The 26,022-nt window shown below is 37.5% G+C and carries 30 protein-coding genes; 4 read left to right on the plus strand and 26 right to left on the minus strand.

All coding sequences use genetic code 11. From position 1 onward, the window contains the following. Nucleotides 1–10: 10 nt before the first annotated feature. The 10 genes from murD to BM012_RS01300 form a co-directional block, all read right to left on the minus strand. The gene (gene murD, locus BM012_RS01255; protein WP_061801788.1) at nucleotides 11–1,357 is read right to left on the minus strand and encodes a UDP-N-acetylmuramoyl-L-alanine--D-glutamate ligase; all 1,347 of its coding nucleotides are present in this window, start codon (nucleotides 1,355–1,357) and stop codon (nucleotides 11–13) included. After that, nucleotides 1,358–2,332 carry a phospho-N-acetylmuramoyl-pentapeptide-transferase gene (gene mraY, locus BM012_RS01260; protein ID WP_019391725.1) on the minus strand — a complete coding sequence of 325 codons (975 nt, stop codon included), beginning with the start codon at nucleotides 2,330–2,332 and terminating at the stop codon, nucleotides 1,358–1,360. Nucleotides 2,333–2,373: 41 nt separating this feature from the next. Then, on the minus strand, nucleotides 2,374–3,852 hold the full coding sequence (locus BM012_RS01265; protein ID WP_061801789.1) for a UDP-N-acetylmuramoyl-L-alanyl-D-glutamate--2,6-diaminopimelate ligase: 1,479 nt from the start codon (nucleotides 3,850–3,852) through the stop codon (nucleotides 2,374–2,376). A gap of 203 nt (nucleotides 3,853–4,055) precedes the next feature. Then, a complete protein-coding gene (locus BM012_RS01270) occupies nucleotides 4,056–5,975 on the minus strand; it encodes a stage V sporulation protein D (protein WP_061801790.1) in 1,920 nt (639 codons plus the stop codon). A gap of 172 nt (nucleotides 5,976–6,147) precedes the next feature. Continuing rightward, nucleotides 6,148–8,367 (minus strand): penicillin-binding protein, encoded by a 2,220-nt coding sequence (locus BM012_RS01275; RefSeq protein ID WP_061801791.1) that lies wholly within the window; start codon nucleotides 8,365–8,367, stop codon nucleotides 6,148–6,150. Continuing rightward, on the minus strand, nucleotides 8,367–8,726 hold the full coding sequence (gene ftsL, locus BM012_RS01280; RefSeq protein ID WP_061801792.1) for a cell division protein FtsL: 360 nt from the start codon (nucleotides 8,724–8,726) through the stop codon (nucleotides 8,367–8,369). The genes BM012_RS01275 and ftsL overlap by 1 nt, the downstream gene beginning before the upstream one ends. A 31-nt stretch (nucleotides 8,727–8,757) precedes the next feature. Continuing rightward, nucleotides 8,758–9,696: a 16S rRNA (cytosine(1402)-N(4))-methyltransferase RsmH gene (gene rsmH, locus BM012_RS01285; RefSeq protein ID WP_061801793.1), complete on the minus strand. Its 939-nt coding sequence runs from the start codon at nucleotides 9,694–9,696 to the stop codon at nucleotides 8,758–8,760. Nucleotides 9,697–10,086: 390 nt separating this feature from the next. Continuing rightward, a complete protein-coding gene (bshC, locus tag BM012_RS01290; RefSeq protein ID WP_061801794.1) occupies nucleotides 10,087–11,697 on the minus strand; it encodes a bacillithiol biosynthesis cysteine-adding enzyme BshC in 1,611 nt (536 codons plus the stop codon). 81 nt (nucleotides 11,698–11,778) lie between these two features. After that, nucleotides 11,779–12,162, minus strand: coding sequence for a DUF3397 domain-containing protein (locus BM012_RS01295; protein ID WP_061801795.1), 384 nt, complete (start codon nucleotides 12,160–12,162; stop codon nucleotides 11,779–11,781). A gap of 2 nt (nucleotides 12,163–12,164) precedes the next feature. Then, nucleotides 12,165–13,046 carry a 2-dehydropantoate 2-reductase gene (locus tag BM012_RS01300; RefSeq protein ID WP_061801796.1) on the minus strand — a complete coding sequence of 294 codons (882 nt, stop codon included), beginning with the start codon at nucleotides 13,044–13,046 and terminating at the stop codon, nucleotides 12,165–12,167. Between the two features lie 247 nt (nucleotides 13,047–13,293). On the opposite strand from BM012_RS01300, the gene BM012_RS01305 reads away from it, so the two are divergent. Further along, nucleotides 13,294–13,767 (plus strand): N-acetyltransferase, encoded by a 474-nt coding sequence (locus BM012_RS01305; protein WP_061801797.1) that lies wholly within the window; start codon nucleotides 13,294–13,296, stop codon nucleotides 13,765–13,767. Between the two features lie 47 nt (nucleotides 13,768–13,814). Here BM012_RS01305 and BM012_RS01310 read toward each other — a convergent pair whose 3' ends face one another. The 3 genes from BM012_RS01310 to BM012_RS01320 form a co-directional block, all read right to left on the minus strand. Beyond that, nucleotides 13,815–14,381: an RsfA family transcriptional regulator gene (locus BM012_RS01310; RefSeq protein ID WP_061801798.1), complete on the minus strand. Its 567-nt coding sequence runs from the start codon at nucleotides 14,379–14,381 to the stop codon at nucleotides 13,815–13,817. Between the two features lie 141 nt (nucleotides 14,382–14,522). Continuing rightward, entirely contained in the window at nucleotides 14,523–14,693 is a 171-nt protein-coding gene (rpmF, locus tag BM012_RS01315) for a 50S ribosomal protein L32 (RefSeq protein WP_019391714.1), read from the minus strand. Nucleotides 14,694–14,761: 68 nt separating this feature from the next. Further along, the gene (locus BM012_RS01320; RefSeq protein ID WP_061801799.1) at nucleotides 14,762–15,277 is read right to left on the minus strand and encodes a YceD family protein; all 516 of its coding nucleotides are present in this window, start codon (nucleotides 15,275–15,277) and stop codon (nucleotides 14,762–14,764) included. Nucleotides 15,278–15,436: 159 nt separating this feature from the next. Here BM012_RS01320 and BM012_RS01325 point away from each other — a divergent pair, with 159 nt between their 5' ends. Next, nucleotides 15,437–16,642 carry a nucleotidyltransferase gene (locus BM012_RS01325; RefSeq protein WP_061801800.1) on the plus strand — a complete coding sequence of 402 codons (1,206 nt, stop codon included), beginning with the start codon at nucleotides 15,437–15,439 and terminating at the stop codon, nucleotides 16,640–16,642. Nucleotides 16,643–16,683: 41 nt separating this feature from the next. Here the strand turns inward: BM012_RS01325 and BM012_RS01330 are convergent, their stop codons facing one another. Together BM012_RS01330 and BM012_RS01335 are read right to left on the minus strand one after the other, a co-directional pair. After that, on the minus strand, nucleotides 16,684–17,709 hold the full coding sequence (locus BM012_RS01330; RefSeq protein ID WP_061801801.1) for a SepM family pheromone-processing serine protease: 1,026 nt from the start codon (nucleotides 17,707–17,709) through the stop codon (nucleotides 16,684–16,686). Continuing rightward, nucleotides 17,699–18,493 carry a patatin-like phospholipase family protein gene (locus BM012_RS01335; protein ID WP_061801802.1) on the minus strand — a complete coding sequence of 265 codons (795 nt, stop codon included), beginning with the start codon at nucleotides 18,491–18,493 and terminating at the stop codon, nucleotides 17,699–17,701. The genes BM012_RS01330 and BM012_RS01335 overlap by 11 nt, the downstream gene beginning before the upstream one ends. 180 nt (nucleotides 18,494–18,673) lie before the next feature. On the opposite strand from BM012_RS01335, the gene ylbJ reads away from it, so the two are divergent. Then, entirely contained in the window at nucleotides 18,674–19,885 is a 1,212-nt protein-coding gene (gene ylbJ / locus BM012_RS01340; RefSeq protein WP_074842752.1) for a sporulation integral membrane protein YlbJ, read from the plus strand. A 27-nt stretch (nucleotides 19,886–19,912) separates the two neighbouring features. On the opposite strand, the gene coaD is transcribed toward ylbJ, so the two are convergent. The 3 genes from coaD to BM012_RS26240 all read right to left on the minus strand — a co-directional run bounded on the left by coaD (nucleotide 19,913) and on the right by BM012_RS26240 (nucleotide 21,186). After that, a complete protein-coding gene (gene coaD, locus BM012_RS01345) occupies nucleotides 19,913–20,395 on the minus strand; it encodes a pantetheine-phosphate adenylyltransferase (RefSeq protein ID WP_019391708.1) in 483 nt (160 codons plus the stop codon). Nucleotides 20,396–20,427: 32 nt separating this feature from the next. Continuing rightward, nucleotides 20,428–20,979 carry a 16S rRNA (guanine(966)-N(2))-methyltransferase RsmD gene (gene rsmD, locus BM012_RS01350; protein ID WP_061801803.1) on the minus strand — a complete coding sequence of 184 codons (552 nt, stop codon included), beginning with the start codon at nucleotides 20,977–20,979 and terminating at the stop codon, nucleotides 20,428–20,430. A gap of 63 nt (nucleotides 20,980–21,042) precedes the next feature. Beyond that, nucleotides 21,043–21,186: a hypothetical protein gene (locus BM012_RS26240; protein WP_161939269.1), complete on the minus strand. Its 144-nt coding sequence runs from the start codon at nucleotides 21,184–21,186 to the stop codon at nucleotides 21,043–21,045. Nucleotides 21,187–21,366: 180 nt separating this feature from the next. Between BM012_RS26240 and BM012_RS01360 the strand changes: the two genes are divergently transcribed. Next, on the plus strand, nucleotides 21,367–21,753 hold the full coding sequence (locus BM012_RS01360; protein ID WP_061801805.1) for a DUF7147 family protein: 387 nt from the start codon (nucleotides 21,367–21,369) through the stop codon (nucleotides 21,751–21,753). A 3-nt stretch (nucleotides 21,754–21,756) separates the two neighbouring features. Here the strand turns inward: BM012_RS01360 and BM012_RS01365 are convergent, their stop codons facing one another. The 8 genes from BM012_RS01365 to qcrB all read right to left on the minus strand — a co-directional run bounded on the left by BM012_RS01365 (nucleotide 21,757) and on the right by qcrB (nucleotide 26,019). Continuing rightward, nucleotides 21,757–22,029: a YlbG family protein gene (locus BM012_RS01365; RefSeq protein ID WP_026009502.1), complete on the minus strand. Its 273-nt coding sequence runs from the start codon at nucleotides 22,027–22,029 to the stop codon at nucleotides 21,757–21,759. A gap of 91 nt (nucleotides 22,030–22,120) precedes the next feature. Next, complete coding sequence (locus BM012_RS01370; RefSeq protein WP_019391703.1) at nucleotides 22,121–22,564, minus strand: YlbF/YmcA family competence regulator; 444 nt, start codon at nucleotides 22,562–22,564, stop codon at nucleotides 22,121–22,123. A gap of 161 nt (nucleotides 22,565–22,725) precedes the next feature. Then, entirely contained in the window at nucleotides 22,726–23,082 is a 357-nt protein-coding gene (locus BM012_RS01375; RefSeq protein ID WP_061801806.1) for a hypothetical protein, read from the minus strand. A gap of 56 nt (nucleotides 23,083–23,138) precedes the next feature. After that, nucleotides 23,139–23,378: a YlbE-like family protein gene (locus tag BM012_RS01380; protein ID WP_061801807.1), complete on the minus strand. Its 240-nt coding sequence runs from the start codon at nucleotides 23,376–23,378 to the stop codon at nucleotides 23,139–23,141. 18 nt (nucleotides 23,379–23,396) lie between these two features. Beyond that, nucleotides 23,397–23,801 carry a YlbD family protein gene (gene ylbD, locus BM012_RS01385; RefSeq protein ID WP_061801808.1) on the minus strand — a complete coding sequence of 135 codons (405 nt, stop codon included), beginning with the start codon at nucleotides 23,799–23,801 and terminating at the stop codon, nucleotides 23,397–23,399. A 70-nt stretch (nucleotides 23,802–23,871) separates the two neighbouring features. After that, on the minus strand, nucleotides 23,872–24,465 hold the full coding sequence (lhaT, locus tag BM012_RS01390; protein ID WP_061801809.1) for a lipoprotein heptaprenylglyceryl N-acetyltransferase LhaT: 594 nt from the start codon (nucleotides 24,463–24,465) through the stop codon (nucleotides 23,872–23,874). 80 nt (nucleotides 24,466–24,545) lie between these two features. Then, entirely contained in the window at nucleotides 24,546–25,319 is a 774-nt protein-coding gene (locus tag BM012_RS01395) for a menaquinol-cytochrome c reductase cytochrome b/c subunit (protein ID WP_061801810.1), read from the minus strand. A gap of 25 nt (nucleotides 25,320–25,344) precedes the next feature. Beyond that, nucleotides 25,345–26,019 carry a menaquinol-cytochrome c reductase cytochrome b subunit gene (gene qcrB / locus BM012_RS01400; RefSeq protein WP_019391697.1) on the minus strand — a complete coding sequence of 225 codons (675 nt, stop codon included), beginning with the start codon at nucleotides 26,017–26,019 and terminating at the stop codon, nucleotides 25,345–25,347. Nucleotides 26,020–26,022: the final 3 nt, after the last annotated feature.

Genomic DNA, 26,022 nt, shown 5'->3' on the forward strand with positions numbered 1-26,022 from the left:
AGACAAGCTCCTATTTTAGCTTATGCACGCAATTAATAAACATGTCACCACGCTCTTCAAAAGTTTTAAACTGATCCCAACTTGCGCATGCAGGTGATAAAAGAATAACGTCTCCTTCTTCTGACAGTTTATATGCTGCTGCAACAGCCTTCTCTACATTATCGACACGTTTGATTGTTTGTATTCCTACATTTTTTGCAGATTCTTCAAGCTTTGGCGCTGTTTCTCCAAATGTGACAAGCGCTTTTACACATGAGAGCGCATCTTCTAAATCTTCAAATCCATTTCCACGATCAAGACCGCCAGCTAATAAAATGACGTTCTCTTTAAAACCAGAAAGTGCCGCCTTTGTTGCTAAAATATTCGTTGCTTTTGAATCATTATAAAACGCTCTGCCCTGAATATTTGTAACATACTGCATTCGATGTTTAACACCTGTAAATGTTTTCAAAACACTCACAATCGCTTCTGTGCTTGCTCCGTAAAGCTTGCATGTAGCAATCGCTGCTAAAACATTTTCAATATTGTGCTCTCCTTTTAATAAAACATCATCCCAACTGATAATCTCCTCTTCTTGGAACATCAGTTTATTTCCTGATAAATAAGCTCCCTCTTTCAGGTCTTTATGACGTGAAAAAGGCACAACTTTTGATTTGATACTCCCGAAGTTAGCAGAAACGACAGGGTCATCAGCATTGATAACGGCATAATCTTCTTCATCTTGATGGCTAAATAAATTAAATTTCGCTTCAACATATTCCTCTTTTGAAGAGTGATAGTCTAAATGAGCATCAAAAATGTTTAATAATACAGCTATCTTAGGCTTGTATTCTCGTATTCCCATAAGCTGAAAAGATGAAAGCTCTGTAACAATAACTTGGTCTTTTTCTGCTTTAGCTCCAACCTCACAAGAAACTGTTCCAATATTGCCTGCAATAAGGGGTTCTTTTTGGGCTGCTGCTAAAATCTCATAAATGAGTGTTGTTGTCGTTGTTTTCCCATTGCTTCCCGTAATTCCGATAATTGGAGCTTCCGACAGCTCATAGCTCAACTCAACTTCTGTAATAACCGGAATTTCTCTTTTTAAAGCTTCTTGGAGAAAAGGAATACGATATGGAATTCCAGGATTTTTCACAACCATATAAGCATTATCTAAAAGGGATAGAGGGTGCTCTCCAAATACAGAAGAGATCCCCTCTTTTTCTAGTTCTCTTTTTACTTCTTCTTCTGGTTCTGTACGGTCTGTTACCGTTACATTAGCTCCAAGTCTATGTAGAAGTTTAGAAGCGGCTAGCCCACTTTTGGCTAATCCTAAAATAATCACATTTTGATTTTCATATGTTTTGATTGTTTTCACTTAAATCCACACCTCAATGTAAATGCCTAAAATCGCAAATAGTAAACCAACTGTCCAGAACGTCATAACAACGCGCCATTCGCTCCACCCGCTAAGCTCATAGTGGTGATGAAGCGGACTCATTTTAAAGATGCGTCGTCCTGTCGTTTTAAATGAAATAACTTGAATAATAACAGATAGCGTCTCAATAACAAATACGCCTCCGATAATAATGAGTAGAATTTCAGCGTTAATTAAAATTGCAATTGTCGCAATAGCTCCTCCAAGCGCTAGTGAACCTGTATCTCCCATAAACACTTTTGCCGGGTAAGCGTTAAAAACTAAGAAGCCAAGTAAAGCTCCAACAACAGCTACAGAGAAAATAGCTACGTTAAACTGCCCTGCATACCAAGCAAGCACAGCAAAAGCTCCAAATGCAATCGCTCCTGTTCCAGATACAAGACCGTCAAGTCCGTCTGTTAAGTTTACGGCATTTGAAAATCCAACAAGCCAAATAATTAGAAAGATAACATAAAAAATACCAAGCTCGATTTCTACATCTGTACCCGGAATATTAACCGCCGTTGATAGATTAGCTGAACGCGCTACAATGTAAAAAATAACGGAAATAACAATTTGTCCAAGCAGTTTCTGCTTTGACGTTAATCCTAAGTTACGCTTTAGGACAACTTTAATAAAGTCATCTAAAAAGCCTAATAAACCAAAGCCAATTGTTACAAATAGAAGTAAGAATGTTTCAACTGTTGGTTCTAGATAAATATTTGTCATCACAAGTGTTGTGATCACGATGGAAAGTAAGATCATAATTCCGCCCATCGTTGGCGTTCCAGCTTTTTTCTGGTGTGATTTTGGTCCCTCATCACGAATGCTTTGACCAAACTTCAAACGTCTTAAAAACGGAATGAAGAAAGGGGAACAAACCGCCGTTACTAAAAACCCCACCAAAATTGTTACTAATATCAATTGCTCAAACACGTGATTTCCTCCTCTTAACATCAAAAAAACAGATCTAGGGTTTATGCCTGCTTCGTTTTGCTTTCAATAGATTCTAGTGCAACTTTGCGATCATCAAAGTCATTAACAGTTCCACCGATAATTTGATACGTTTCATGACCTTTACCAGCAATTACGATAACATCTTTAGCCTGCGCTTTGTTGATGGCGTACTGAATTGCTTCACGACGGTCTTCAATTGTTGTAAAGTTTTCTTCTGTGAGCTCTGTTGTCATATCGTTTAGAATTTCTTTTGGATCTTCACTTCTCGGGTTGTCAGAAGTAAAGATTGCTTCTGTACTATATGACACAGCCACATTTGCCATGATTGGACGTTTTGTTTTATCTCGGTCTCCACCACACCCAACAATAACATATATATTTTGCTCGGCAAATTGTTTGACCGTTTTTAACACATTTTCTAAACTATCCGGCGTATGAGCATAATCGACAATAACTGTATAGTCTTGTCCTCCATTTACAACTTCAAAACGACCGTCAACGCCTTTTACTTTAGAAAGAGCTGCTACAATTGTTTCTAAATCTACATTAAGCGCAAACGCGGCCGATGCTGCAGCTAAAATATTATAAATGCTAAACTCACCAATTAAATTAACGTGCATTGTCTTATTTCCAAGAGGCGTCACAAGCTCAAATGTTGTTCCGCTACTTGTCATTTCAATATTGTGAGCCATAATGTCGCTTTCTTCGTGAATACCATACGTTAGTAGAAAAGCAGTTGTCATTTTGGCATACAGTTTTGATGAAGCATCATCAGCATTTAGGACAGCGTATTTAGGAGACGTTTCTTCAAATCGGTTTCCAAGCTGAGAAAAAAGAAGACCTTTCGCATAGCGATACTCTTCCATTGTATGATGATAATCAAGGTGATCTTGCGTTAAATTCGTAAATACAGCTACATCGTAATCACAACCGTGAACACGTCCTAAATCAAGCGCATGTGATGAAACTTCCATTGCTGCGACTTCAACATTTTCATCAACCATCTTGCTAAAAATGCCTTGCAAAGCAAGCGATTCAGGAGTTGTATTTTGAACAGGATAAACTTCGGAACCAATTCTTGTCTCAATTGTGCCAATAACACCTGTTTTTTGTTTTTTCTCTTGAAAAATAGCTTCTAATAAATGCGTAACTGTTGTTTTTCCATTTGTTCCTGTTACGCCAATAAGCTTTAACTTTTCAGTTGGTTGTCCGTAAAAAAAGTTAGCAAGCAAAGCCATAACGCGTCTTGTGTCTTTAACAATTACAACTGGAATATCAACATCTAGCTCATGTTCTGCTACAAGAGCTACTGCACCTTTTTCAACTGCTGTTTTGGCATAGTCATGTCCGTCAACCGTATACCCTTTCACACAGAAGAACAGGGAGCCTTCTTCAACTTCTCGGCTATCCATCTTAAGAGAAGTAATCTCTGGATTTTCATTACTTGTAACGTTGAACTGCCACTTTGGCAAAACGTTAATTAATTCTGTTAGTTTCATTGTATTCAAACCTTCCTTTACCTAAACCATTGTTATACCATTTTATGTCCACAAACTCAATATAAGGGTTAGCTGCGTTATTCCTCTTCCCATTTTACAGAAAAATAAGCCACGGGGGAATTCCCCAAGGCTTATTTCTTGAAATAATTTCATTTCCAAATCCGCTAAGCATACGCTAACCTTTATAAAATTGCACAGTGAGTTTATTTTTCTCCTAAATAAATTCTAACCGTAGACCCTGCTTTAAGTTTTGTTCCGGCTTTTGGAGACTGTTTCACGACAACATCTCCTTTTCCGCTTGCATCTATTTTTAAATCAACAAGCTGCTCACGTAAGTCTTTTTTATCTAGTCCTACTAAATCTGGTGTGTCAATCATCGGTGTGTCAAGCCATGTTAGTTCTTTTTCAATTTGATCTTTGCGTGGTTTAACCCCCATTGCTCGCAAGCTATCTTCCATAATGTTTCCGACAATCGGAGCTGCTACTACTCCTCCAAACTGTACAGTTCCTTTTGGATTATCAACAGCTACATATACAACAAGCTCTGGGTCATCCGCCGGAGCTACGCCGATAAAAGAAACGATATGATTGTTTTCTAAATATTTCCCATCTTTTACTTTTTGCGCTGTCCCTGTTTTTCCTCCAACTCGATACCCTTCTACATATGCGCCTTTACCAGACCCTTTTGCAACAACGCTTTCAAGTGCATAGCGTATTTGCTCAGACGTTTTCTCTGAAATAACTTTACGCTTCGCTTCAGGTGCCTGCTTTTTCACGACTTTTCCTGTAACAGGATCTGTCCATTCTTTGGCAATATGTGGTGTATAAAGAGTACCACCATTCACTGCGGCAGAAACCGCTGCAACTTGTTGAATAGGTGTTACAGATACACCTTGACCAAATGCTGTTGTTGCTTGTTCAACAGGACCAACTCGGTCAAGATTAAATAAAATCCCTTTGCTCTCTCCCTGTAAATCAATGCCTGTTTTTTGTCCAAAGCCAAAGTCTTTAATATAATCAAAAAGCTTCTCTTTGCCAAGACGTTCTCCAAGCTCAACAAAACCTGGGTTACAGGAATTTTGTACAACTTCTAAAAACGTTTGTTCACCATGTCCGCCTCTCTTCCAACAGTGAAGAGTTGAGCCTCCTACTTCAATTGATCCATCATCAACAAACGTATCTTTAGCAAGATCTACTTTTTTCTCTTCAAGAGCAGCAGCTAACGTAATAATTTTAAATGTGGATCCGGGCTCATACGCGCTCCAAACCGGTAAATTTCGGTTGTACACATCAGCAGATACATTTTTAAAATTCGTTGGATCAAAATCCGGTCTGCTTGACATACCTAGAACTTCTCCATTTTTGGGATTCATTGCAATGGCAATCATCCCATCAGGATTGTATTTAGAATCAGCAAGATCAAGTTCCCGTTCTAAAATGGTTTGTACTTTTGTATCAATTGTCAGCTTTAAATTCAGTCCATCTACAGGGGCCGTGTAGTCATCTGCAATATTAGGCATTCTTTTACCTTTTGCATCAGAATAGAATTCAACAGCTCCTTTTTCCCCGCTAAGCTGCTTGTCATAATATGCTTCAAGACCTGTTAGCCCTTGGTTATCAATTCCTGCAAATCCTAATACATGAGATAAATAGCTTCCAAATGGATAATAACGAATAGAATCTTCCGCAATATAGACTCCTTTTAATCCAAGCGCGCGAATTTCTTTTGCTTTTTCATGAGAGATTTTACGCCCTTCTGGATTAATTCGTTCACTTGCTGCTTTCTTTGTAACATGCTTGTATGCTTTTTCTTTTGACATATTAAGTACAGCAGCAAGCTTTTCTGCAGTCTCTACAGGATCTTCAATTTGTCTTGGAACAATTAAAACAGAGGGGGCGCTTTTATTTGTTGCAAGCTCTACTCCATTTCGGTCTTGAATTTCACCACGTTTTGGTTCAAACGGAATGTTTCGGCTCCACAAACTTTTGGCTTGCTCTGTTAATGTATCTCCTAATACAAACTGAACGTATCCTAAGCGAACGTTAATAATCGAAAAGATAAGAATCCCGACAAAAAGGACAATTAACAGTCGCTTTCGAACGGTAACTCCAGACACGCGCATATTACGTTTCCTCCCCTACGTTTAAGCTCGTTCTCTACTATATGCTTGTACTTTCTCATATAGAACGAACAGAGGAGGCTTGTTCACAAGCAAAAGTTCCCACAAATAAGAATTACACACTCTTATTTGTGAGAACATTGGATTTACTAAAAAACCGTAATCTTTTAATCTATTAATCAAGCGGTGCGTTGCTGTCACTTGATTCTTCTTGTTCGTCATCGCTATCTTCTCGCTTCTCTTCAGCTGCTTTCTTTGCTGAGTGAAGTTCCACGCTTAAAAGACTTTTATTTTCCAATGAGGCACCTTTTTTAATACTTTGACTGCCTTTTGCTACATAGCCGTGACCGCTAACAGCTGTCTTTAAATTAAGCAGCTCGCTAATTTCGAGCACATCACGGTAAGAAAACCCGGTTAAATCAGGCATTGTTGGCGAACCATCTGTTTGTAGGAAAACTTTGTTTCCATAAATGATTCTTGACCCCGGAGCAGGCTGCTGCTCTGCAATCGTTTCTCCATTCCCAATAATAACTGGAGATAGCCCTTTTCCTGTTAACTCTTTCTTTGCTTCCTCAACAGAAGAACCAACATATGAATCTAGCGTGTTTCCATACTTTGTTTCACTAGATTTTGTTTTCTCTTTTTCTTCTTCACTAGGTTTCACCTGTAAATACTGCAAACTTTTTTGCATTGTTGGATTGAACACTTCTGCAACTGGCTTTCCACCTGTTTCATATGCTTTCAAATGAGGTTGCTTAACAGCAACGTACATCACTAATTCAGGATCATCTGCTGGAGCCATTCCCATAAATGAAAACGTATAGTTTTCACGGCCTGTCAGATATTTACCGTTCTCTCCTGCAAGTTGTGCTGTTCCTGTCTTCCCTGCCACTTCATATCCATCAATATCGTAAGCAGCACCTGTTCCATGCTCGCCTGTGACAACCGTACGAAGCAGTTTACGTACTTCTTTTGCAGACTCAGCAGAGATTGGTTTACCTACTACTTCTGGTTTTGTTTCTGAAATCACTTTATCTTTTTGAGAATCAACCACTTTTTTCACAACGTACGGCTTCATCATTTTTCCATCATTGGCAACTGCCGTTACAGCTTGAATTTGCTGGATAGCTGTAATAGCTGAGCCTTGTCCAAATGCTGTTGTAACTTGTTCAAGCGGTTTATTGTACACAAATTTACTTCCCACTTCGCCTGGGATATTAATTCCTGTCTTTTTATCAAGACCAAATTTCTTAAAGTATTCCATGAGTCGATCAGGACCGATTTTCTCCATTGCAAGCTTTGCGAAAGCGACATTTGAAGAACGCTGTACTCCTTCATTATATGTGATAGGCCCCCAGCCAACACCATTGTTATGGTCGCCAATTTTACTGCCGCCTACTTTATAACTTCCCGATTCATACAGCTCATCTCCGTTGTATACTCCTGCATCAACAGCTGCTGAAAGGGTAAAAATCTTCATTGTTGAGCCAGGCTCGAACCGAGAGCTTATAGCACTGTTTCCAAAGTTCTGGATGTTCCGCTGATTTGGATTAAATCCAGGTCTATTTGACATAGCCAGAATCTCGCCTGTTTTAGGATTTGCCACAATGCCAATAATACTTGATGGTTCATACTCTTTTTGCACTTCGCTCATTGACTCTTCCAAAAAGACTTGAATTTTTTGGTCGATTGTTAAATACACATCTTTTCCTTGCTTAGGTGCAACAATGGATTCTTTTGGATTAGGAAGCTTTAAGCCCGTAGAATCACTTTCATACGTCATATAGCCATCCTTTTCTGTTAAAGCATCGTTAAACTGCTTTTCAATCCCCATCATTCCAACAGTTTCACCTTTTTCATTTTTTTGAGCATATCCAATGATGTGAGAAGCAAATTCCCCATTTGGATAAAAGCGTTTGGAACTCTCTTTAAATCCAATTCCAGGTAGATTTAACTTTTCAATCTTTGCCCGAAGCTCATGATTAATGTTACGTCCACCTGGACCAAGCTCAACCTGAAACGCTCCTTTTCTCGTTAAGAGCGAAAGCAGCTTGTCTTCTTTCATATCAAGAAGAGGGGCAAGTTTTTCTGCTGTTTTTTCTGGATCTTTGACATGGTCTTCATAATCTTTGTCCAAAATAGCAATCACGGTATACGCTGTTGTATCTTCGGCAACAGCAGTACCATTTCGATCGTAAATTGTGCCCCGATGAGCTTCAATTGTGCTTTTATGCGTATGAGCTTTCTCAGCTCGTGAAGCTAAAAGCTGACCGTTTGCTTTTCCTGTGACTTCGATATAAAAAAAGCGACCAGCTAACACAAAAAAGAGCGAACCAAATATTAAAATTAATATCGCTGCTCCTTTTCGTATTGATCGATTGTTTTGTTTCGACATTACTTCTCACTCACAACTTTCACATTGTCTGCATTCATTTCTAAGCCCAGTTTTTTAGCTTTTTCTAAAATGCGATCATATTGACTAAGCTCTTTTACTTGATCATTTAAATCCATATTCACTGTTTTTTGAGCTTTTACTTTTTCTTCTACTTTTTGCACATTCGTATTTGCCTCATATAGAGCAGCTTGATTCGAAATAAACTGAATCGAACCGAACAGCATAAACCCACAGAACGTTACATAAATAAGCTTTTCACCTAAAGGAAGACGTACTTTTTTCTTTTTTGTTACATGTTTAATTTTGTGCTGGACAACTTCTCTTTCTTTTTCTTTTAATTTATACGCTAAATTATTCAATGCAACCCCTCCCTTTTTTTATCGCACCTTCTTATTCTTTTGCTTTTTCAGCTATACGTAGCTTAGCAGAGCGTGCACGATTGTTTTCAGTAAGCTCTTCTTCGCTCGGAAGAATTGGTTTTCTTGTAATCAGCTTTAATGCTGGCTCATATTCTTTTGGAATGATAGGCAATCCATGAGGCAAGTCTGGTAAAGAACTTTTTTCTTTGAACATAGCTTTACAAATGCGGTCTTCTAATGAGTGGAACGTGATAACACTAATACGTCCGCCTTTTCTCACAACCTCAATTGCTTGTTCAAGCGCCATTTCAAAAACACCAAGCTCATCGTTGACAGCAATTCGAATAGCTTGAAACACCCGTTTTGCTGGATGTCCGCCTTTTCTACGAGCTGGAGCTGGGATTCCTTCTTTAATTAGTTCTACAAGCTCATTTGTTGTTTCAATTTTTTTCGTTTCTCGGTAACTTTCAATTTTTCGCGCAATTTGCTTGGAAAATTTTTCTTCTCCATATTGGAAGAAAATTTTCACAAGCTTTTCATACGGCCATTCATTTACAACGTCAAATGCACTTAGCTTTGATTGTTGATCCATTCGCATATCCAGCGGAGCGTCATGATGATAGCTGAATCCTCTTTCAGGAGTATCAAGCTGTGGGGACGAAACGCCTAAATCAAATAGAACTCCATCAACTTTTGTAACGCCAAGTTCTACAAGCTTTTCTTTTAAAAAGCGGAAGTTACTTTTTACAAACGTTACTTTTCCTTCATAAGGAGCTAGCTTTTCTTTTGCATTTTCTAATGCTACATCGTCTTGGTCAAAAGCAATAAGATGACCTTCTGATGATAGCTGTTGTAAAATATATTCACTGTGTCCTGCTCCACCAAGGGTACAGTCCACATAAATGCCGTCGGGTTTAATATGTAATCCCTCTGCTGCTTCTTCTAATAAAACTGTCTTATGTTTGAACATGCTAGCACCTACTTTTTGTTCCCTAAACTATTACACCCTCTAATTTAGGATGCTTTTTCTATTATATATTAAATTACTTGTTTTTTTTAGCTTTTTCTACAAACTATCGACGAATTTTGTCAATTTATTATATCATTGTAAAACATGCAAAAAAACATCCAGTTACTCCCACAGTTTGAAGGCTAAAAAAACGCTTTCTGTTGCATTATAATGTTCACATTTTACGTTTGAAAAGTCCTGATGTGTTTTTCTTTTGAAATTGTTCTTCTTTGTTAGTATCTCCGACTTCTTTCTTTCTTACAAACAAAAATGTTTTTTTCATAAAATGTTTTTCTTTATAAATTTAATTCTATTTGGGCAAAAAAAAATCCTGCTAGAGGCAGGATTTTCTTATAAATAAATGATTTTCAATTTATGATCAAACTCGACAGAACAGCTTACAAGTTCGTCTACAAATGTAAAACCATATTTATTTATGTAGTAAAAAACGTTCCAAATTCTTTCCTGTGGCGCATTTTGTGGGACTAAAGCATTTTCAATCGAAAGATATTTATTCCACGTCGCACTATGTCTTTTTAAGTGATCTTTCTCCATAATTTGGCTGATAGAGGATATCTGTCTCATAATAAGCTGTCGATTTTTATGAAGTAGATCAACATATTTTTTATTTTCTTGCAATACTTTATCACGAAATAATGAATGTACTTTTTCTACTTCTTCTTCTAAATACTCAATATGAGAAAGATATGCTCCTTGCCCACTCTCTTTTAGCCATTCATCTCTACGTACAGAAACGTTGCCAGAGAAAACGTCTTCTAACGATAAATCTAATTTTTCCATATCTCTCGCAATACCACGTTCAATAAATGCGTAAGAGAGTCTTGGCACAACAGGAGGCATCTTCATATCAAAAGTACCAAAAACGTCCCCAAGTTCAGCCCAATAAGCTACTTCCCCTGGCCCCGCGATAAAAGCAAGCGTTGGGAACAAATATTCTTGCATAAGAGGACGAGTTACTACATTATTGCTTAAAAGCTCGGGTTTTACTTCAGCAATCGTTAGAAGCTCATCTTCTGAAAGTTTAATGCTTCCATTTTTCCCATAAAATTTTGCTCCATTTCTTTGGAGCAATACGCGACGTCCATCTTCTGAATAAAAAATGTGGGCATTAGCCATGTCTGTTTCAATGGCATTTTTATAGCGATGACGAAGTTTCCCCTGCGTTTCTCCAAGGGCTTCACTAATTTTAGCATTCTTTTTAATAAGCTTCGTGAAAAAATCAGCTTCAATTTTTCTTAAGGATGATGAACCTGAGTCAATTAAAATGAGGCCATGTTTGCTGAATAACTTGGTAATGAGGAGAGCAAAGAAGTCAACGTACGTTGTCGCACTTTGCAAACAGGTTTCAACAAACGATAGTGCTTCTTTCGAATACTCTTTTTCCCCGAATGCTTGAAAAGCTTCCTTCACCCACTTTTGGAGAGTTTCTTTATGAAGTACTGCCTCAGAAGCCATTTTCTGTTCTCCATCTTTGTAGACATGTTTTTTCATCCCATTTTCTTCTACAAAAATATGATTAATCTCAGCAATATCATGATCTTCTCCTGCAATCCAAAAAACAGGGAGAACGCGCGAACCTAACTTTTCCTCCTGCTCTTTTGCTAATTTAAGAATAGAAACAATTTTATTTATCGTATATAGCGGGCCTGTTAATAGACCTGCTTGTTGTCCGCCGACAACAACCGTTGTTTCCGCGTTTTTTAAAGTCTCAATGCTTGCTAATGTTTCTTTACAGGCACCTAAACGTTCGTTATATGAAAGCAAATGATTTACTAATGCCTCTCTTGGTAACGAGCGAAGCATTAAGTCCTCTTTTCGCTCTTTATAAACGGTTGGAGATAAAACATCATAATGAAAATATTCTCCAATAAAAGAATCTCCATTCACATAATCGTTCATAAGTGGATTAAGAGGTTTTCCCGCATAATCTATAAGTTCCATTGATGAACTTCCTTTCTGTACTCGAATTCACACTTCCCATTATCAATGCTATGCGTTCATTCGTCTAGTAAATAGCCTCAGCTAAATGTTTTGAAGACGACTGAAAATCCCATATATAAAAAGAGCTAAATGCACAATAAAAAAAAGAAGAAAGCTCACTCTCCAAAATCCTTTTAAAACTCTTTTAAATTGGACGTCTTTCGTCTTCTTCCACTGTAGCAATGTTGTGAGAGCTGCAATAGTTAAAAGGATGAGTAAAATAAGCCATAAATGTGAGCCTTCCCAAATAACGGCAGATAGGCAGTATACAGAGAAAATAAGGATAACGGTTGTAATATCAATTGATAGATGAAAAGCTCTTCGATTGCTTCCTAAAACTTTGCGAAGCACAGCATAAAACAGAATAAACGCCACTAAAGGAAGCGTTATAAGCGTTGCTAAAATCGCTGAAAAGATGCTTCCCATCCTTAACTCTCCCCCTTTTCTAATCCTTTTATAGAAGCGTATAAAAATGATAAAAGAGGCGTCTTGATTTTCTTTCTCTCCGCTTCTTCCAACACGTAACCAACGATTGCATCAATCTCTGTTATACCTCTATTTTGCAAGTCTTGAAGCATTGAAGAACGGTTGTCTTTGGTGTTTTTGCAGATTGTTAATACATTTTTAAAAGTACTTTCCACATCTTTTAACTCTAACACATTATGTACTTCATTAAGTAAAGCTCTCATATTTTTAAGAAAGTAAGGATTTTCTAAGAGAACTCCATTTTCCACCTTATAAAGAGCTGTTAAGGGGTTCACGAGTATATTTATGACAAGTTTCCCAAGAAGCATTTCCTTCCAATCATGTTCATAAACAAACGGAAATCGTTTGTCATATCTCAAAAGCGAAGAAAGGAATGTTTTTTCCCCTCTCCATACACTTACTTTTGTTTTTCCCTCTCCTTTGTGATGAACGGTATTTTCATTAAGCCGCAATGCTCCATGCTCAACAACTCCTAGAAAAACATTTTCAGCTGTTAATTTATCAAGCATTTTCAAGTGATTCATACCATTTTGAATAAAGAGAAGAGGACGGCATGTAGCCTTTAAAATGGGCATAACTGAAGAGAGCTGATATTCCTTTAACGTTACTACAGCGAGATGACCTTCATCCACATAAGAAGAGATTGGTTTTACTTTTGGAAAAAAGCGAAGAGAAGCTTCTTTATAAACTAAAATCCCCTTTTGCTTAATAGCATTTGCTTGTTCTTCTGTTTTAGTGTATAAAGTAACATCCCATTGTTCTGATAAATACCCAGCATATAATAATCCAAGGCTTCCCCCACCAATTACGTCTAGTTTCTCCATTTTGCTCTCCTTCTATTATTTTTCCTTTAAAAGTCTTTTCTCTCTTGTATTGTACCAACAGAAAGAAAGAAAAAAAAGAGTCGAAGAGGGGCGAAAGTCTCATTTTTATTCTTCCCCTAAATTCCATCATGCTCTCTCTTCACCTTCTTTAAGAACATTTTCTAAGCATTGTACGAGCAATTTTCTAATAATTTAGTATATAATGACAACAAGGGGTTCTTTATTACTTCTACAAGGGGGATTTTTTATGTATAACAAAGATGTAAAGAGGCTAAAAATCAACTACAAGACGCTTGAAGAATTTAAGAAATTTAAAGAATACGGCATACAAGAGCTCTCCATGTTAGAAGATTTACAAGCAAACATCTCAGAAAATGAAATAGAGTCACCTTTCTTTGGGATTTATTTAGGAGATAGTTTAGTCGCACGTATGAGTTTATACAAGCGAGGAAAGAAATATGATCAATACTTTGAACCTTCTCAAGAATATCTTGAAATATGGAAACTTGAGACGCTGAAAGACTATCAACAACAAGGATATGGAAGAGCTCTTATCGAGTTTGCCAAATCGTTCAACCTACCTATTAAAACAAGTCCACGTGTTAAGTCAAGTGAATTTTGGAACAAGATGGGCTTCACTCCTGTAAAATACGATATGGATCGAGACTTAGGCGAGAATCCACTTGTGTGGCAGCCTGCTGGTGTTGCTCAAAAAGCTTAACAACCTTATAAATAAAAAAGACAAGAAGGGATTTCCCTTCTTGTCTTTTACTTCACTTCTTCCACTTTTTCCTTTACAGTTGAGTCACTTAAAACAACTCTTTTTGCTCTTTCCATAATTTCAATAAGTGCTTTATAGTCATCTCTTACAACAATTAAATTTGTTTGTAGCATTTGTTTTTCCTGCTCTAACCTGTTTACTTTCTTTTCTAACTCTTTTATTTTCAAACTAAGCTTTTTATTTTCTTCTGCAGTTTCCAAAGAACCACCATTTCCATTTTTAAGATTCTGCAGATAGCTAATAATCTCATCAAGCGTTAACGTTTTAACCCCTGTTCCTTCCTCAGGAGCATTTTGCACAAAAATCGGTGCTGGAACAGCTGAAGACTTAAATTCTTTTCGCTGTTTTTTAGCACTTTCAATTCCTGTTTTATATTGCTTGCGAACATAGGAATTCCAACGAAACCCGCAAGCAGCTGATGTTCTTGATAGCTTTCTTCCTACTTCCTCAAAAGCTGCTAGCTGTGTCCCACCTTCTCTAATATGGCGAAGGACTACTTCCGCCAACAATAAATCTTCATCACTAGTCCATGCATCCTGCCTTGTTGATGTCATCTTTAATCCCCCCTATTCTGTTTACTATATACGTATGCAGCTAATAGGGAAGATAGACTAGAAGAAATACATGATTGTTTTTTAAAACTCTTCTTTTTCAAGACAAATAAAAAAACAGTGCAAAAGTGCACTGTTTTTTTATTATTTTGCTACTTCTTTTCCTTTGTATGTTCCACAAGCTTTACATACGCGGTGTGCAAGCTTCATGTCGCCACAATTTGGGCATTCTACCATACCAGGAACTTGTAGTTTGAAATGCGTACGACGAGTTCTTTTCTTCATTTTAGAAGTTCTTCTAAAAGGTACAGCCATTCTTCCCACCTCCTTAAAAGGATTTACATCATATGAAGGCCGGTTAAGCCGGATCTTCTTAAAGGTTGTTAGTCTTTCTTGTCTTTAAAATAATCCTGAAGAACAGAGAGACGTGGATCTACTTTTTGTTCTTGATCTTCCTCTGTAATAACCTGCCAATCGTGACCAGATTGAGGGGCAGCCCCTTCTGGATTCTGTTCGTCACTAAAAACTTGGATAGGTACTTGAAGGACGATAAGTTCTTCCACTACCGGCTGTAAATCAACGATATCTTGTTCAATGTAATGAACATCTTCTCCTGTTTCTTCATCTGTTGACGTTAAAATAAAGGTTTCATCCGTTTCAATGTCAAATTCATAAGGAACATCAACAAGTGTTCTCGCACAAGGCAAGATAAGTTCCCCTTGTATTCTTAAATGAAAGGTAACATGCGTTGAGAAAATGTCTCCTCTTCCCGTAATATGAACCGGAGAAATATCACGAATCTCTCCATCTCGCTTTACGATGTCAGACAGATCTACTTTCTCATCTATAGTTAAACCTTTACTTTGTAATTTACGCAATTGGTGCACTGACCATTTCAACGTTATCACCTCAAAGCAACAAAAGTAATTATAGCCTTCACAAAGCTATTTGTCAATATTTTTTCTTTACACTATAATGTTGGTAATCGTTATCGTATATCCACTTTATCATTTTTTTTATAAATTGCAAAAGAAAAGTTTAAAAAGGAGGCAAAAAGCTTGAAAACAGTAGGTATTATCGCGGAATATAATCCGTTTCATAACGGGCACCTTTACCATATAAATGAAGCAAAGAAGCAAAGTGATACAGATTGTGCAGTCGTTATTATGAGCGGGAATTTTCTCCAGCGCGGGGAACCTGCTCTTGTTTCAAAATGGGCTCGCACTGCAATGGCTTTAAAAGCGGGAGCAGATGTTGTGATTGAGCTTCCCTTTTTATTTGCTGTAGGACATGCTGATACGTTTGCATATGGTGCTATAAACCTTCTAGAATCTCTGTCTGTTTCTTCTCTTTGCTTTGGGAGTGAACATGGAGACATCTCTGCCTTCCTAAAAGCAGCTGAAATTGCACGTGAAAACAAGCCTCTTATCGAAGAAAACATTAAAGGTGAAATGAAAAAAGGGAGCAGCTATCCAAATGCAGTAACAAATGCTTTAACTCATTTTAAAACTGATTTAGATTTATCACAACCAAACAATATCCTTGGTTTTTCTTATGTAAAAGAAATTCAGAAGCTTGGTGCTAATCTAGCTCCTTTTACAATTCAGCGAAAAAGTGCAGACTATCATGATGAAAGTCTTCCAAGCGGTCCTATTGCAAGTGCTACAAGCATCCGAAAAAACCTATTCTCAAACCAAACAACTATTGAAAGTCTTTCTTCTTTCACACCACTTTCTACAGTTGATGAGCTGCAAAAGTATAAGAAAACATATAAACTTTTGCATAATTGGGAAGCCTATTTCTCCTATTTGCAGCATCAACTTTTCATTCTTTCGGCTTCTGAACTTAAAAGCCGTTATGAAATGGAAGAAGGAATGGAATATCGCTTCTTAAAAATGATGAAAGAAGCTGACTCCTTCCAAGCATTGATGACCCTTGTTAAAAACAAACGTTACACGTGGACAAGACTTCAGCGCATGTGCCTACATATTTTAATGAATACAAATAAAGAAGATGCTAAAGCTCTTCTAAGCAGTCCTCCCCCATATGCAAGACTTCTAGGAATGACAAAGCAAGGAAAAAACTACTTAAATACAATGAAAAAAAGTTTTGAAGTTCCCCTTGTTTCAGCCGTATCTAAAATGGACCATCCCCTTTTGAATATGGATATAAAAGCAACTAGAGTATATAGCCTACCTTTAGACACAAAGGTGCGTCAGTGCTTTTTCAAACAAGAATATACAACACCACCTATTCAACTATGAAAAAGAGCTGTTTCCCGTATCATACGGAAAACAGCTCTTTTCTATTCTTTTTCAGGCATCTTATTTAAGTAGGAAACAGCATCGTCAAACGTATCAACAGGTACAACTTTCATATCTGTATCAATTTGCTTAGCTGCCTTTAGGGCATTTTGATAGTTAGAATTTTTTGCTCCATGATTGTTCGGCGCAAAGAAAATCTCCGCTCCTGCTTTATCAGCTGCCACAATCTTTTGCTCAATTCCGCCAATTTCTCCTACCTCTCCTTTTTCATTGATTGTGCCTGTTCCAGCAATTTGACGTCCCTTTGTCAAATCATCTTTTGTTAACTGATTATAAATTTCAAGTGAGAACATGAGTCCTGCTGATGGGCCACCAATTTCTTCTGAGTTAATTTTGACTTTTGGATCAACAGAGATATCAAAATCTGTTACAAGGGAAATTCCCATTCCAACTCGGTTGTTCAACACTTTTAACTGTTCTAGCGTAATTGTCTCTGTTTTGACTTTTCCATTTCTCTTAAATGTAACGCTTACTTTATCTCCCGCTTTTTTTCCTTCTACATATGAGATAAGATCTTCGCTGCGTTTTACAAGTTTGTTGTCTACTTTTGTTACAACATCACCTGTTTTTAATATGCCGTCTGCTGGCATATCTGGAGCGACTGCCATTACGTAAACACCGTCATATTTGTACTCTATATCTTTGTCCGCCTTCTCGTACGCAATGGCAATCGCAGATTCCTGAGACATTTCCATCATATGAAGCTGACGAGTGTTATACTCTTCATTGCTTTCATTTTCACCCAATATTTCCTCTTCTTTATACAGGTGACTAAAGTCTTGAAATTGAGCAAGTACATAAGAAAGGGGTGTTGCTTTTCCAATACGGACCGTTGTTAACATGAGGGACCCATCTTCTTTATAACCGCCTTCCACTTTCACAATCGGTTCTAGCTCTTCTGCAAGTCCTGGCTTTGTAATATAATATGGCAATGGAATGAACGTAATGGAGAAGATAATAAGAACTCCAACGATAAACCATATAACTCTTTTGCTGCTACTTTTCATAAAATGACTCCTTCCACGTCTCGATCTTTTCCTTAATAGCGGGAAGTTGTTTTATTGCTTCTGCTTCCCCTTGTTCAATAATTTCTTTAATGTTTGTAAAAGCTCTTGAGCTAAACTTTTCAACGCGTGGACGAATCATAATGTCACAATTTGTTTCCCGGTTTTTAACAAGCTCCATTTGCAAAATATCAAAACTTTGCAAAATAACGTCAAAAATCGAACCAATCTCAGCATCCATTTTAACACGTGAAACGTTCACACCAATAACAATATCAGCTCCCATTTCTTTTACGACAGAGACTGGGATGCGATCAACAACTCCTCCATCGACAAGAAGACGGCCATCAATTTTTTCAGGTACAAAAATGCCTGGTATCGAAATACTGGCTCTTACAGCTGGAGCAATTGGTCCTTTATCAAATACTACTTTTTCTCCTGTTTTAATATCTGTTGTTACAATTGATAAAGGGATATTTAAGTCTTCTATGTTCTTGTTTTTCGTAAACATACGCACAAGTTCTTTCACACGTTCTCCTGCAATAAAACCCATTTTAGGTAACGCAAAATCCGTGTAATATTTACGCTTAAACGCAAACGCAATGCGGTAAAGCTGCTCCATTTCAAGCCCAGTTCCGTAAAAGGCACCAACAAGCGCTCCCATACTGCTTCCTGCTAAATAGTCCACTTCTATATTTTCTTCTTTTAAGACTTTTAAAACTCCAAGATGTGCAAATCCTCTCGCACCTCCAGAGCCTAGAGCAATACCAATTTTCGGGCGATTCATCTCCTTCACCCCATTATCCTTTATGAATTCTTTGGTCTAAATAATCCCCCAATGCTCGTATATTAGAATATGTACAACCTTCACTTTGGAGACGAAATCGTTAAAAATAGTTTATCACGTCTCCCTATTTGTTGCATGTTTAACCCAAATGTAATCTATGATAGCTAAAGGAGGAAAAGTGTGAAAACATCGTTTATAAAAACTGGTCTTCTCTCTTTATTATCTCTTATGCTAGCAAGTACTCTTATTATGTATCCAAAACAAGCTTTTGATGCTTCTTTACGAGGCCTCAACATATGGTGGGAAGTTGTTTTCCCTTCTCTTCTTCCTTTCTTTATTATTTCTGAGATGCTGATTGGTTTTGGAGTTGTTCGCTTTATTGGTATTTTGCTTGAACCTTTGATGCGTCCCGTTTTTCGCGTTCCGGGTATCGGTGGATTTGTACTTGCGATGGGAATGGCTTCAGGATTTCCAGCAGGAGCCAAGCTATCCGTGAACATGCGTAAAAAAGGGCAGCTAACACGAATTGAGGCAGAACGTCTTGCTTCCTTTACGAATTCCTCAAATCCTGTATTTATTTTCGGAGCCGTTTCTGTCGGTTTTTTTCATAATCCTCATTTAGGAGTGTTACTTGCTTGCGCTCACTATGGGGGAAATTTGCTCGTTGGCATTGCAATGAGATTCTACGGACGAAAGGAAGAAAGAGATTACCGCGCTAAAGAACCAAAGAGCTCTTTTTCACCCCTCTTTGCTTTTAAAGAAATGCATAAAGCTAGAATAGAAGATGGACGAATGATTGGCAAACTGCTTGGTGATGCAATTATGTCCTCTGTGCAAACGCTCTTTATGATCGGCGGATTTATGATCATTTTTTCTGTGTTAAACAGGCTTCTTTATGTAACCAACATTACGTCTCTCATTGGAGAAGGACTTGGCATCATTTTTTCAGCCGTTGAATTGTCAACATCTTTAAGTTTGCCGTTTATTTCAGGAATTTTTGAAATTACACTCGGTAACCAGCTTATTAGTGAAACGCATTCACCACTATTTCAACAAGTTGTGCTCGCTTCATTTGTTCTTGCATTTAGCGGATTGTCTGTTCAAGCCCAAGTAGCAAGCCTTTTAGCAGATACTGATATTCGCTTTTCACCCTTTTTCATGGCCCGTATCCTTCATGCTGTGTTTTCCGTTTTCCTTATTTTCCTTTTATGGAATCCGCTTCGTGAACATGTTACAACACTAAGTGGAAGCGGTGAACCTTCACAAAGTGTTTTATCGCTCTTTTTCACAGAATGGTGGCAAATATGCATTACATATGGTCCGCTTTTCACTATTGCTATGCTTACTATATACACTTATCTTTATAGTCGAAAAATAAAGTATAAGTTATAAAAAAAAGCGATAACGCTATCGCTTTTTTTACTCTTTAAACTTTTGACTAAGCGCTTCTGCAACAGGTGCTGGCACAAGTTCTGAAATGTTCCCTCCGTATTTGGCTACTTCTTTTACAATGCTTGAACTTAAAAAAGAATATTGATTGTTTGTCATCATAAATAATGTTTCGATATTGTCATCAAGTACTCTGTTTACAGAAGTAATTTGCATTTCATATTCAAAATCAGAGACCGCTCGCAAACCTCTTAAAATAGCGCTTGCATCTTTTTGTTTCGCATACTCCATTAAAAGACCTGTATGAATCTCGATTTTAACGTTTGGCAGATGACTTGTGACTGTTTTTAATAATTCTGCTCGTTCATCAGCTGAAAAAAGCGGTTTTTTGGCAGAGTTGTGCAAGATACATACATAAACCGTATCAAACACTTTTGCACCTCTTGTAATAATATCTAAGTGGCCATTTGTTACAGGATCAAAGCTGCCTGGACAAATTGCAATGCTCCCCATAATTTTGCTCCCTTCTCTTCCTAAAACTTGTTTTATACATGTTTATAAATCGAAATAACCGTTAATCCATATACTTCTTTTTTAACGCGATGCAGCTTACCAATAACTTCTGGAAGTTCAACATTATTCTCATGCTCCGCCATTATAATACCTTCTTCTTTTAACAAATGACGTTTTTGAATTTCCTCCATAAGATGCAGGAGTTTTTGTGCTTTATATGGCGGATCAAGCATAATTAAATCAAAATGTAGCTCTCGTTTCTCTATAGCTTTCAGCGCTCGTTCTGCATCATTGCGATACACTTCAGCACGATCTGTAAGCTTACAGAAATTTAAATTTTCTTTGATGGTCCGAATGGCTTTCCCATCTCGGTCTACAAAAATCATGCTTTGGAGCCCTCGACTTAGCGCCTCAATTCCAAGACCACCGCTGCCTCCAAATAAATCAAGCCCTATCCCACCATCAAAATAGGGTCCAATCATATTGAAAATCGCTTCTTTTACTTTATCTGTTGTCGGGCGAGTTGTTGTGCCTGGAACAGCTTTTAAACTTAATCCTTTTTTATCCCCTGATACTACTCTCATTATTTTTCAACCTCGGCTTGTCAAGATATGTATACTTCATTTCACTTATCTTATCAAATTCTTCTACAAACGTAAAACAAGCTCACTTTCTTTTAAAGTTTTTTTGCGGCCTTTTGTATAACTTTTTTTAGATTTGGATAAACTGACAATTAGCAACATCTTGATGAGATGTTGTTGCCAACCGCGGAGAAGACTTACGTTCCCCATAAGTTCTTCCTCCGGTTTCTCCTCTCCCTTTGCCTTCTTATCTTGATTAACAAACATACGGGAATGTTAATCTTGCTATAGAAGGACCCTGCAATCAAGTGATTGCAGGGTTTTTTTATATCGTCTTTTTTGGTAGAGTAAGCTTAGCTCTTATTATAAAACATTAAAGGAGAAAAGAAGATGATTCAACGTTTCATTGAACTTGGGGAAGGTTATTCAGACCTTTATGAACTATTAGAAATAGCGAGAAATCAATCACACCGCGTACGCCATCTTATGATTTTAAATACAGAAAAGGAGGGAAGAAAGCTCTCTTCCTTTCTTGTCATCCTTGAGCCTACTTCTGTTGGTTCTTTTCAACCTCTTTATATTTGTCGCGAAGGTATTGCTGTTACAGATCAAAAAAGCAAGCGACTTCTTCTATTCGAAGCGCTTGCTGAAGATTTAGGAAAAACCATTATAATGCTTGATGTAAAACCCTCCACTTTTTTTGGTGAAAAGGAACTTTACTTCCAGCATTTAATCGGCATTTTGCGAATGAATCGCTATATTCCACCTTTAAGCTAAATTTTATAATCCAATTTTATAATCATATTCTTTTGCTTTATCAGGTCTTGAGTTTTCAAACTCTGTTTTCAAAGATCCTTTATAAGATAGAAGAACTTTCTTCACATATGGGAGGCTCTTTAATTTAGTCATTACGCCTTCTGATTTTTCTTTGTCACAGTATAAAACCGCATATTTAAGCGATTTTGAAACGTAGTGAACGTTTCCATATTTTCTTAAAGCTTTTGCTTGCTTTACAGAGTTTAAATAAACGACAAGGCCTTGTCGCTCTGTCATAATCACCATTGCTTCCCCCTTTATTGCTTGTACTATGTATAATGCTAAGGCGTGTTACTAAACTGTAACACGCCTTAAAATCTATATTAGGTCAGCTACATCCACAGCTTCCACCAGCGCCGCAGCCACCGCCACAGCTTGACATCGTATCAAAAAACGGATTACCTGTTGGTACTTTAATTTGAGCTGAAACAGCGCTACCTATTTCTACACTTATTTCATCAAGTACATTTTGCAATTCTTTCTCAGCTTGCTTGAACGCCCAAATTGTACCGTGTAAGTCAACCTCTCGCTTTAAACGACGAATCTCTTTTGTAACAAGTTTAAAATCTGGATGATATTTTCCGAAACGCTGAACTTCCTCATAGCGTTCTTTCATCTTCACAAACTCGCTAATTAAAGCTTGCGCTTCCTTATCTTCCTCTAATTCTTTTAACTTTGTTCGATAATCGTCGCCGATTTCTGAATGGATAATCATGGCGGATAGCTCGTCAGCCTGTTCTAGCAAATGAATGGTTTCCATCGTTGCAAACATTCATCTATACCTCCGCTTTTCTTTTTCAGATTGCGTTATACGGGGCGTTTTCAAAAGAAAACATAAAAATAACGCTTTTTATTACCCTTTTCCATTCTACCATGAATGGTCTTGTAATAAAAAGCGCGAAGATGAGAAAATATGATTTTATGCTTTCTTTCCTATTCAGTTATAGGCTCTTGTTCTTTTTCCGCTTCTACTTGAAAGGAAATCTCTTTTTCTACGCCATAGCTATTTTTCTCATTTTTCATCACTTCAATCTGAACCTTATGCTCTCCGCCTTTTAATCCTCTTATCACAAATGCAGCCTGCTCAATAAAGATCGTCTTTTTATCATCAATCGTTATTTTAAGCACACCTTTATTTTCATCATCTCGTACAAATGAAAAGTTGTGAAGACGGCAATCAATATACACGGCCCCTTCTTTCACACTATAATTTACATCTAGCGTTGGCTTTTCAGCAGCATGTGCAGCCGTCGGACTCAAAAGAGCGAAAACAAGTAATAAAATACGCAAACTCAATTCCTCCTTTTTTAGGAATAGTGTTTGCGTTTTTTCATTCTTTACTCTTTTTAATCTCCGCTTCTTGTTGCTTGAAACATCGCTAGCATCATATTTGCCATCTCAACGGAATTATAAAACTTCTCAACTTTATGAGGAATTGTCTGTTTGTAGTAATTTAAAGACGCTAGTTCAAAATCGTTTAGCGCATGGGGATTACGCGTTAATTTACGATACCACATAGGCTGCTGCCTAATAAAATCACGTAGTTTCTCTTTTGCTTGTATATATTCATACACTTCTTGGCGCATACTGCCACCTCAACTGTTTTAGTCTTTTTTGAACCAAAATGGAGACGTGTTCCCTCCTCCTTGTTGTTTTTGGGCATTGCTTTTTGAAGTATTTGAACTAAATTCCTGCATTAATCCTTGCAGACTAGAAATAGCTGCATTTGCGTTTGACACATAATGCTGAACTTGGTTCATATCCATTTTTTTCAGCTGACTCCAAAGCCCACTAATAAAATCACGCTGTGAAGATTCAGTCTTTGTTTCTTCATCTGTTTTATAAGCATTCCAAACTTCGTCTTCTTCACCAAGCAAATACCAATCTTCATAAAACTCTTTCCATGTTTTGCGATTTGCGCGGACTTCCTCAATTAGTTTGGGATTTTTCTTGACAAAAGCTTTAAACTCCTCGACCTTTGGATGAAGTTTCTTTTTCGTTTGCGCCACGTTCTTTCACCTCGTATATATAGCCTACTAGCTATTGTAAGTATGGAGGTGTCGTCTCGTTCGCCCATTTTTATACTTTCTTTGTATGAGAAGCATCTTTATGTAAAACAAGAAAATATGCAAGTAAAATACTAATTATACTAAGCCAAAATGTAAAATAACCAATTTCCTTCATATAATTATTTAGCATACTATATGTTGGCATCATGCCAAAAACGTAATCAATGATTTCATTATGTAAAGTCCAAATCCCTGCAATAACAAGATGAATCATCTTAAAACGATATTCTTTCACGTAAAGAAGACCTTGAAGTGCCATCCCTGAATGTGAAAGTACGAGCATAAGCATCGCTCCATTAAAAAATCCAGTTACACCATATGTTAATAAATTCATAACAACAGCCCAAACTCCATACTTGAAAAGAGTAATAAGAGCAAGTGCTTCAAATAGTTTAAAGCTTCGATTTAATAAGAACCCAACTAACACAAAAACAAAAAATAAGCTTGCTGTTGGACTATCTGGTACAAAAGGTAAAAAGATAGCTGGCGTATGTGCAAGCTGATTTCCATACCAGTAGTAACCGTAAACCGTGCCTAAAATATTAATAATAAGCAATAAAAATAAAAATCGTCGATCTTTTAAAACAATAGAAAGATAATCCATATCCTAACCTCCTTTCCCTCATTATAAGGTGTCCAAATAAAATAAGGAAGCAGGCTACTAGGAACCGGCTTCCTTATTTTTTATTCTTTAGGCCTTCCACCGCTCTCAATATATTCAGAGAGCGTTTTTAACTCTTCGTCTGTGCCTTTAAAAACTCCAGAAGGCATATTTCCTTTTCCTTCTTTTGCAATCTTTGAAATTTCATCTGCCGAGAGCTTTGTTTCTGCTAATGCAGGCCCTCCTGCTCCTCCTTCAAGGTTTTCCCCATGACATTGCAAACAGGTTTGCTCATTCGCAATTTTATACCCTTCTGCTTCTTGATCAACTTCTGCAACGTTTTTAATTTCCCCTTGTGCTTCACGCTCTTCCCAATTAACTGCTTTTACAGATTCCCATGTTAAGTAGAACGTTCCTGCTACAGCTAAAAGCATAAATCCTGTTGCAAATGGGCGTTTCGTTGGTCTTCTTTCAGGCCCTCTGTCAAGAAATGGTGCAAGTAAAAGTGCTCCAAACGCAATTCCTGGAATAATAAAAGCGCCAATTGCGTTGTATGGTCCTGAAGCATATGTGTATTTTAGGAGCTGGTAGAGAAACAGAAAGTACCAGTCTGGTAATGGCGTATATCCTGCATCATTTGGGTCCGCCATTCGTTCAAGTGGTGAAGGATGGGCAACTGTTAAACATAGATATCCAATTAAGAAGACAGCGCCAACAAGCCATTCTTTGAGTAAAAAGTTAGGCCAGAATGCTTCTGTTTTCCCTGGATATTCCGAATAATCTTTTGGAATATTGCGTCTTTCTTTATCTGGTACGCGTGAGTCTCCAACAAACTTCATTCCCTTTCCGCGATGCATCTTATCTCCCTCCTCTTTTCAACTTTTAAAGCGGACCTGATATTCCTTGTTTTCTAATCATGATAAAGTGTGCACCCATTAATCCTAGCAAAGCGCCAGGCAGGAAGAAGACATGAATAGCAAAGAATCTTGTTAAGGTTTGGGCTCCCACAATCGTTGGGTGCCCTGCGAGCAGCGTTTTAATTTGCCCTCCAATAAGCGGGGTTGATTCTGCGATTTGAAGTCCTACTTTTGTAGCGAATAGCGCTTTCATATCCCATGGTAATAAATAACCTGTAAATCCTAAACCAAGCATAACGAAGAAAATAAGCACACCTACAATCCAGTTCAATTCTCTAGGTTTTTTGTAGGCACCTTGGAAAAAGACGCGCAGAGTATGTAAAAACATCATCACGATGACTAAACTTGCGCCCCAATGATGCATGCCACGAACAATTTGGCCAAACGCAACTTCATTTTGAAGATAATAAACAGACTCCCATGCATTTTTTATATCTGGCACATAGTACATCGTCAAAAACATACCAGACAAAATTTGAATAACAGTAATAAAAAAAGTAAGGCCACCAAAACAGTATACAAAAGCAGAAAAGTGATGGGCTGGGTTGACGTGTTCTGGAACTTCATGGTCAGCAATGTCGCGCCACATTGGCGTAATATCCAACCGCTCATCTACCCAGTCATATATTTTATTCAACATACG

The organism is Priestia endophytica DSM 13796, assembly GCF_900115845.1.
GTDB lineage: Bacteria > Bacillota > Bacilli > Bacillales > Bacillaceae_H > Bacillus_I > Bacillus_I endophytica.

Coding starts and splice junctions, on each gene's coding strand:
- BM012_RS01395 (WP_061801810.1), bottom strand. CDS start 25,319: ATGCATCGCGGAAAGGGAATGAAGTTTGTTGGAGACTCACGCGTACCA.
- qcrB (WP_019391697.1), bottom strand. CDS start 26,019: ATGTTGAATAAAATATATGACTGGGTAGATGAGCGGTTGGATATTACG.
- lhaT (WP_061801809.1), bottom strand. CDS start 24,465: ATGGATTATCTTTCTATTGTTTTAAAAGATCGACGATTTTTATTTTTA.
- rsmH (WP_061801793.1), bottom strand. CDS start 9,696: ATGTTCAAACATAAGACAGTTTTATTAGAAGAAGCAGCAGAGGGATTA.
- BM012_RS01330 (WP_061801801.1), bottom strand. CDS start 17,709: ATGAAAAGTAGCAGCAAAAGAGTTATATGGTTTATCGTTGGAGTTCTT.
- BM012_RS26240 (WP_161939269.1), bottom strand. CDS start 21,186: ATGGGGAACGTAAGTCTTCTCCGCGGTTGGCAACAACATCTCATCAAG.
- BM012_RS01270 (WP_061801790.1), bottom strand. CDS start 5,975: ATGCGCGTGTCTGGAGTTACCGTTCGAAAGCGACTGTTAATTGTCCTT.
- BM012_RS01305 (WP_061801797.1), top strand. CDS start 13,294: ATGTATAACAAAGATGTAAAGAGGCTAAAAATCAACTACAAGACGCTT.
- BM012_RS01265 (WP_061801789.1), bottom strand. CDS start 3,852: ATGAAACTAACAGAATTAATTAACGTTTTGCCAAAGTGGCAGTTCAAC.
- BM012_RS01360 (WP_061801805.1), top strand. CDS start 21,367: ATGATTCAACGTTTCATTGAACTTGGGGAAGGTTATTCAGACCTTTAT.
- BM012_RS01380 (WP_061801807.1), bottom strand. CDS start 23,378: ATGCGCCAAGAAGTGTATGAATATATACAAGCAAAAGAGAAACTACGT.
- rsmD (WP_061801803.1), bottom strand. CDS start 20,979: ATGAGAGTAGTATCAGGGGATAAAAAAGGATTAAGTTTAAAAGCTGTT.
- rpmF (WP_019391714.1), bottom strand. CDS start 14,693: ATGGCTGTACCTTTTAGAAGAACTTCTAAAATGAAGAAAAGAACTCGT.
- BM012_RS01310 (WP_061801798.1), bottom strand. CDS start 14,381: ATGACATCAACAAGGCAGGATGCATGGACTAGTGATGAAGATTTATTG.
- BM012_RS01335 (WP_061801802.1), bottom strand. CDS start 18,493: ATGAATCGCCCGAAAATTGGTATTGCTCTAGGCTCTGGAGGTGCGAGA.
- BM012_RS01370 (WP_019391703.1), bottom strand. CDS start 22,564: ATGTTTGCAACGATGGAAACCATTCATTTGCTAGAACAGGCTGACGAG.
- BM012_RS01300 (WP_061801796.1), bottom strand. CDS start 13,046: ATGGAGAAACTAGACGTAATTGGTGGGGGAAGCCTTGGATTATTATAT.
- BM012_RS01365 (WP_026009502.1), bottom strand. CDS start 22,029: ATGACAGAGCGACAAGGCCTTGTCGTTTATTTAAACTCTGTAAAGCAA.
- bshC (WP_061801794.1), bottom strand. CDS start 11,697: ATGGAACTTATAGATTATGCGGGAAAACCTCTTAATCCACTTATGAAC.
- coaD (WP_019391708.1), bottom strand. CDS start 20,395: ATGGGGAGCATTGCAATTTGTCCAGGCAGCTTTGATCCTGTAACAAAT.
- BM012_RS01275 (WP_061801791.1), bottom strand. CDS start 8,367: ATGTCGAAACAAAACAATCGATCAATACGAAAAGGAGCAGCGATATTA.
- BM012_RS01295 (WP_061801795.1), bottom strand. CDS start 12,162: ATGGGAAGCATCTTTTCAGCGATTTTAGCAACGCTTATAACGCTTCCT.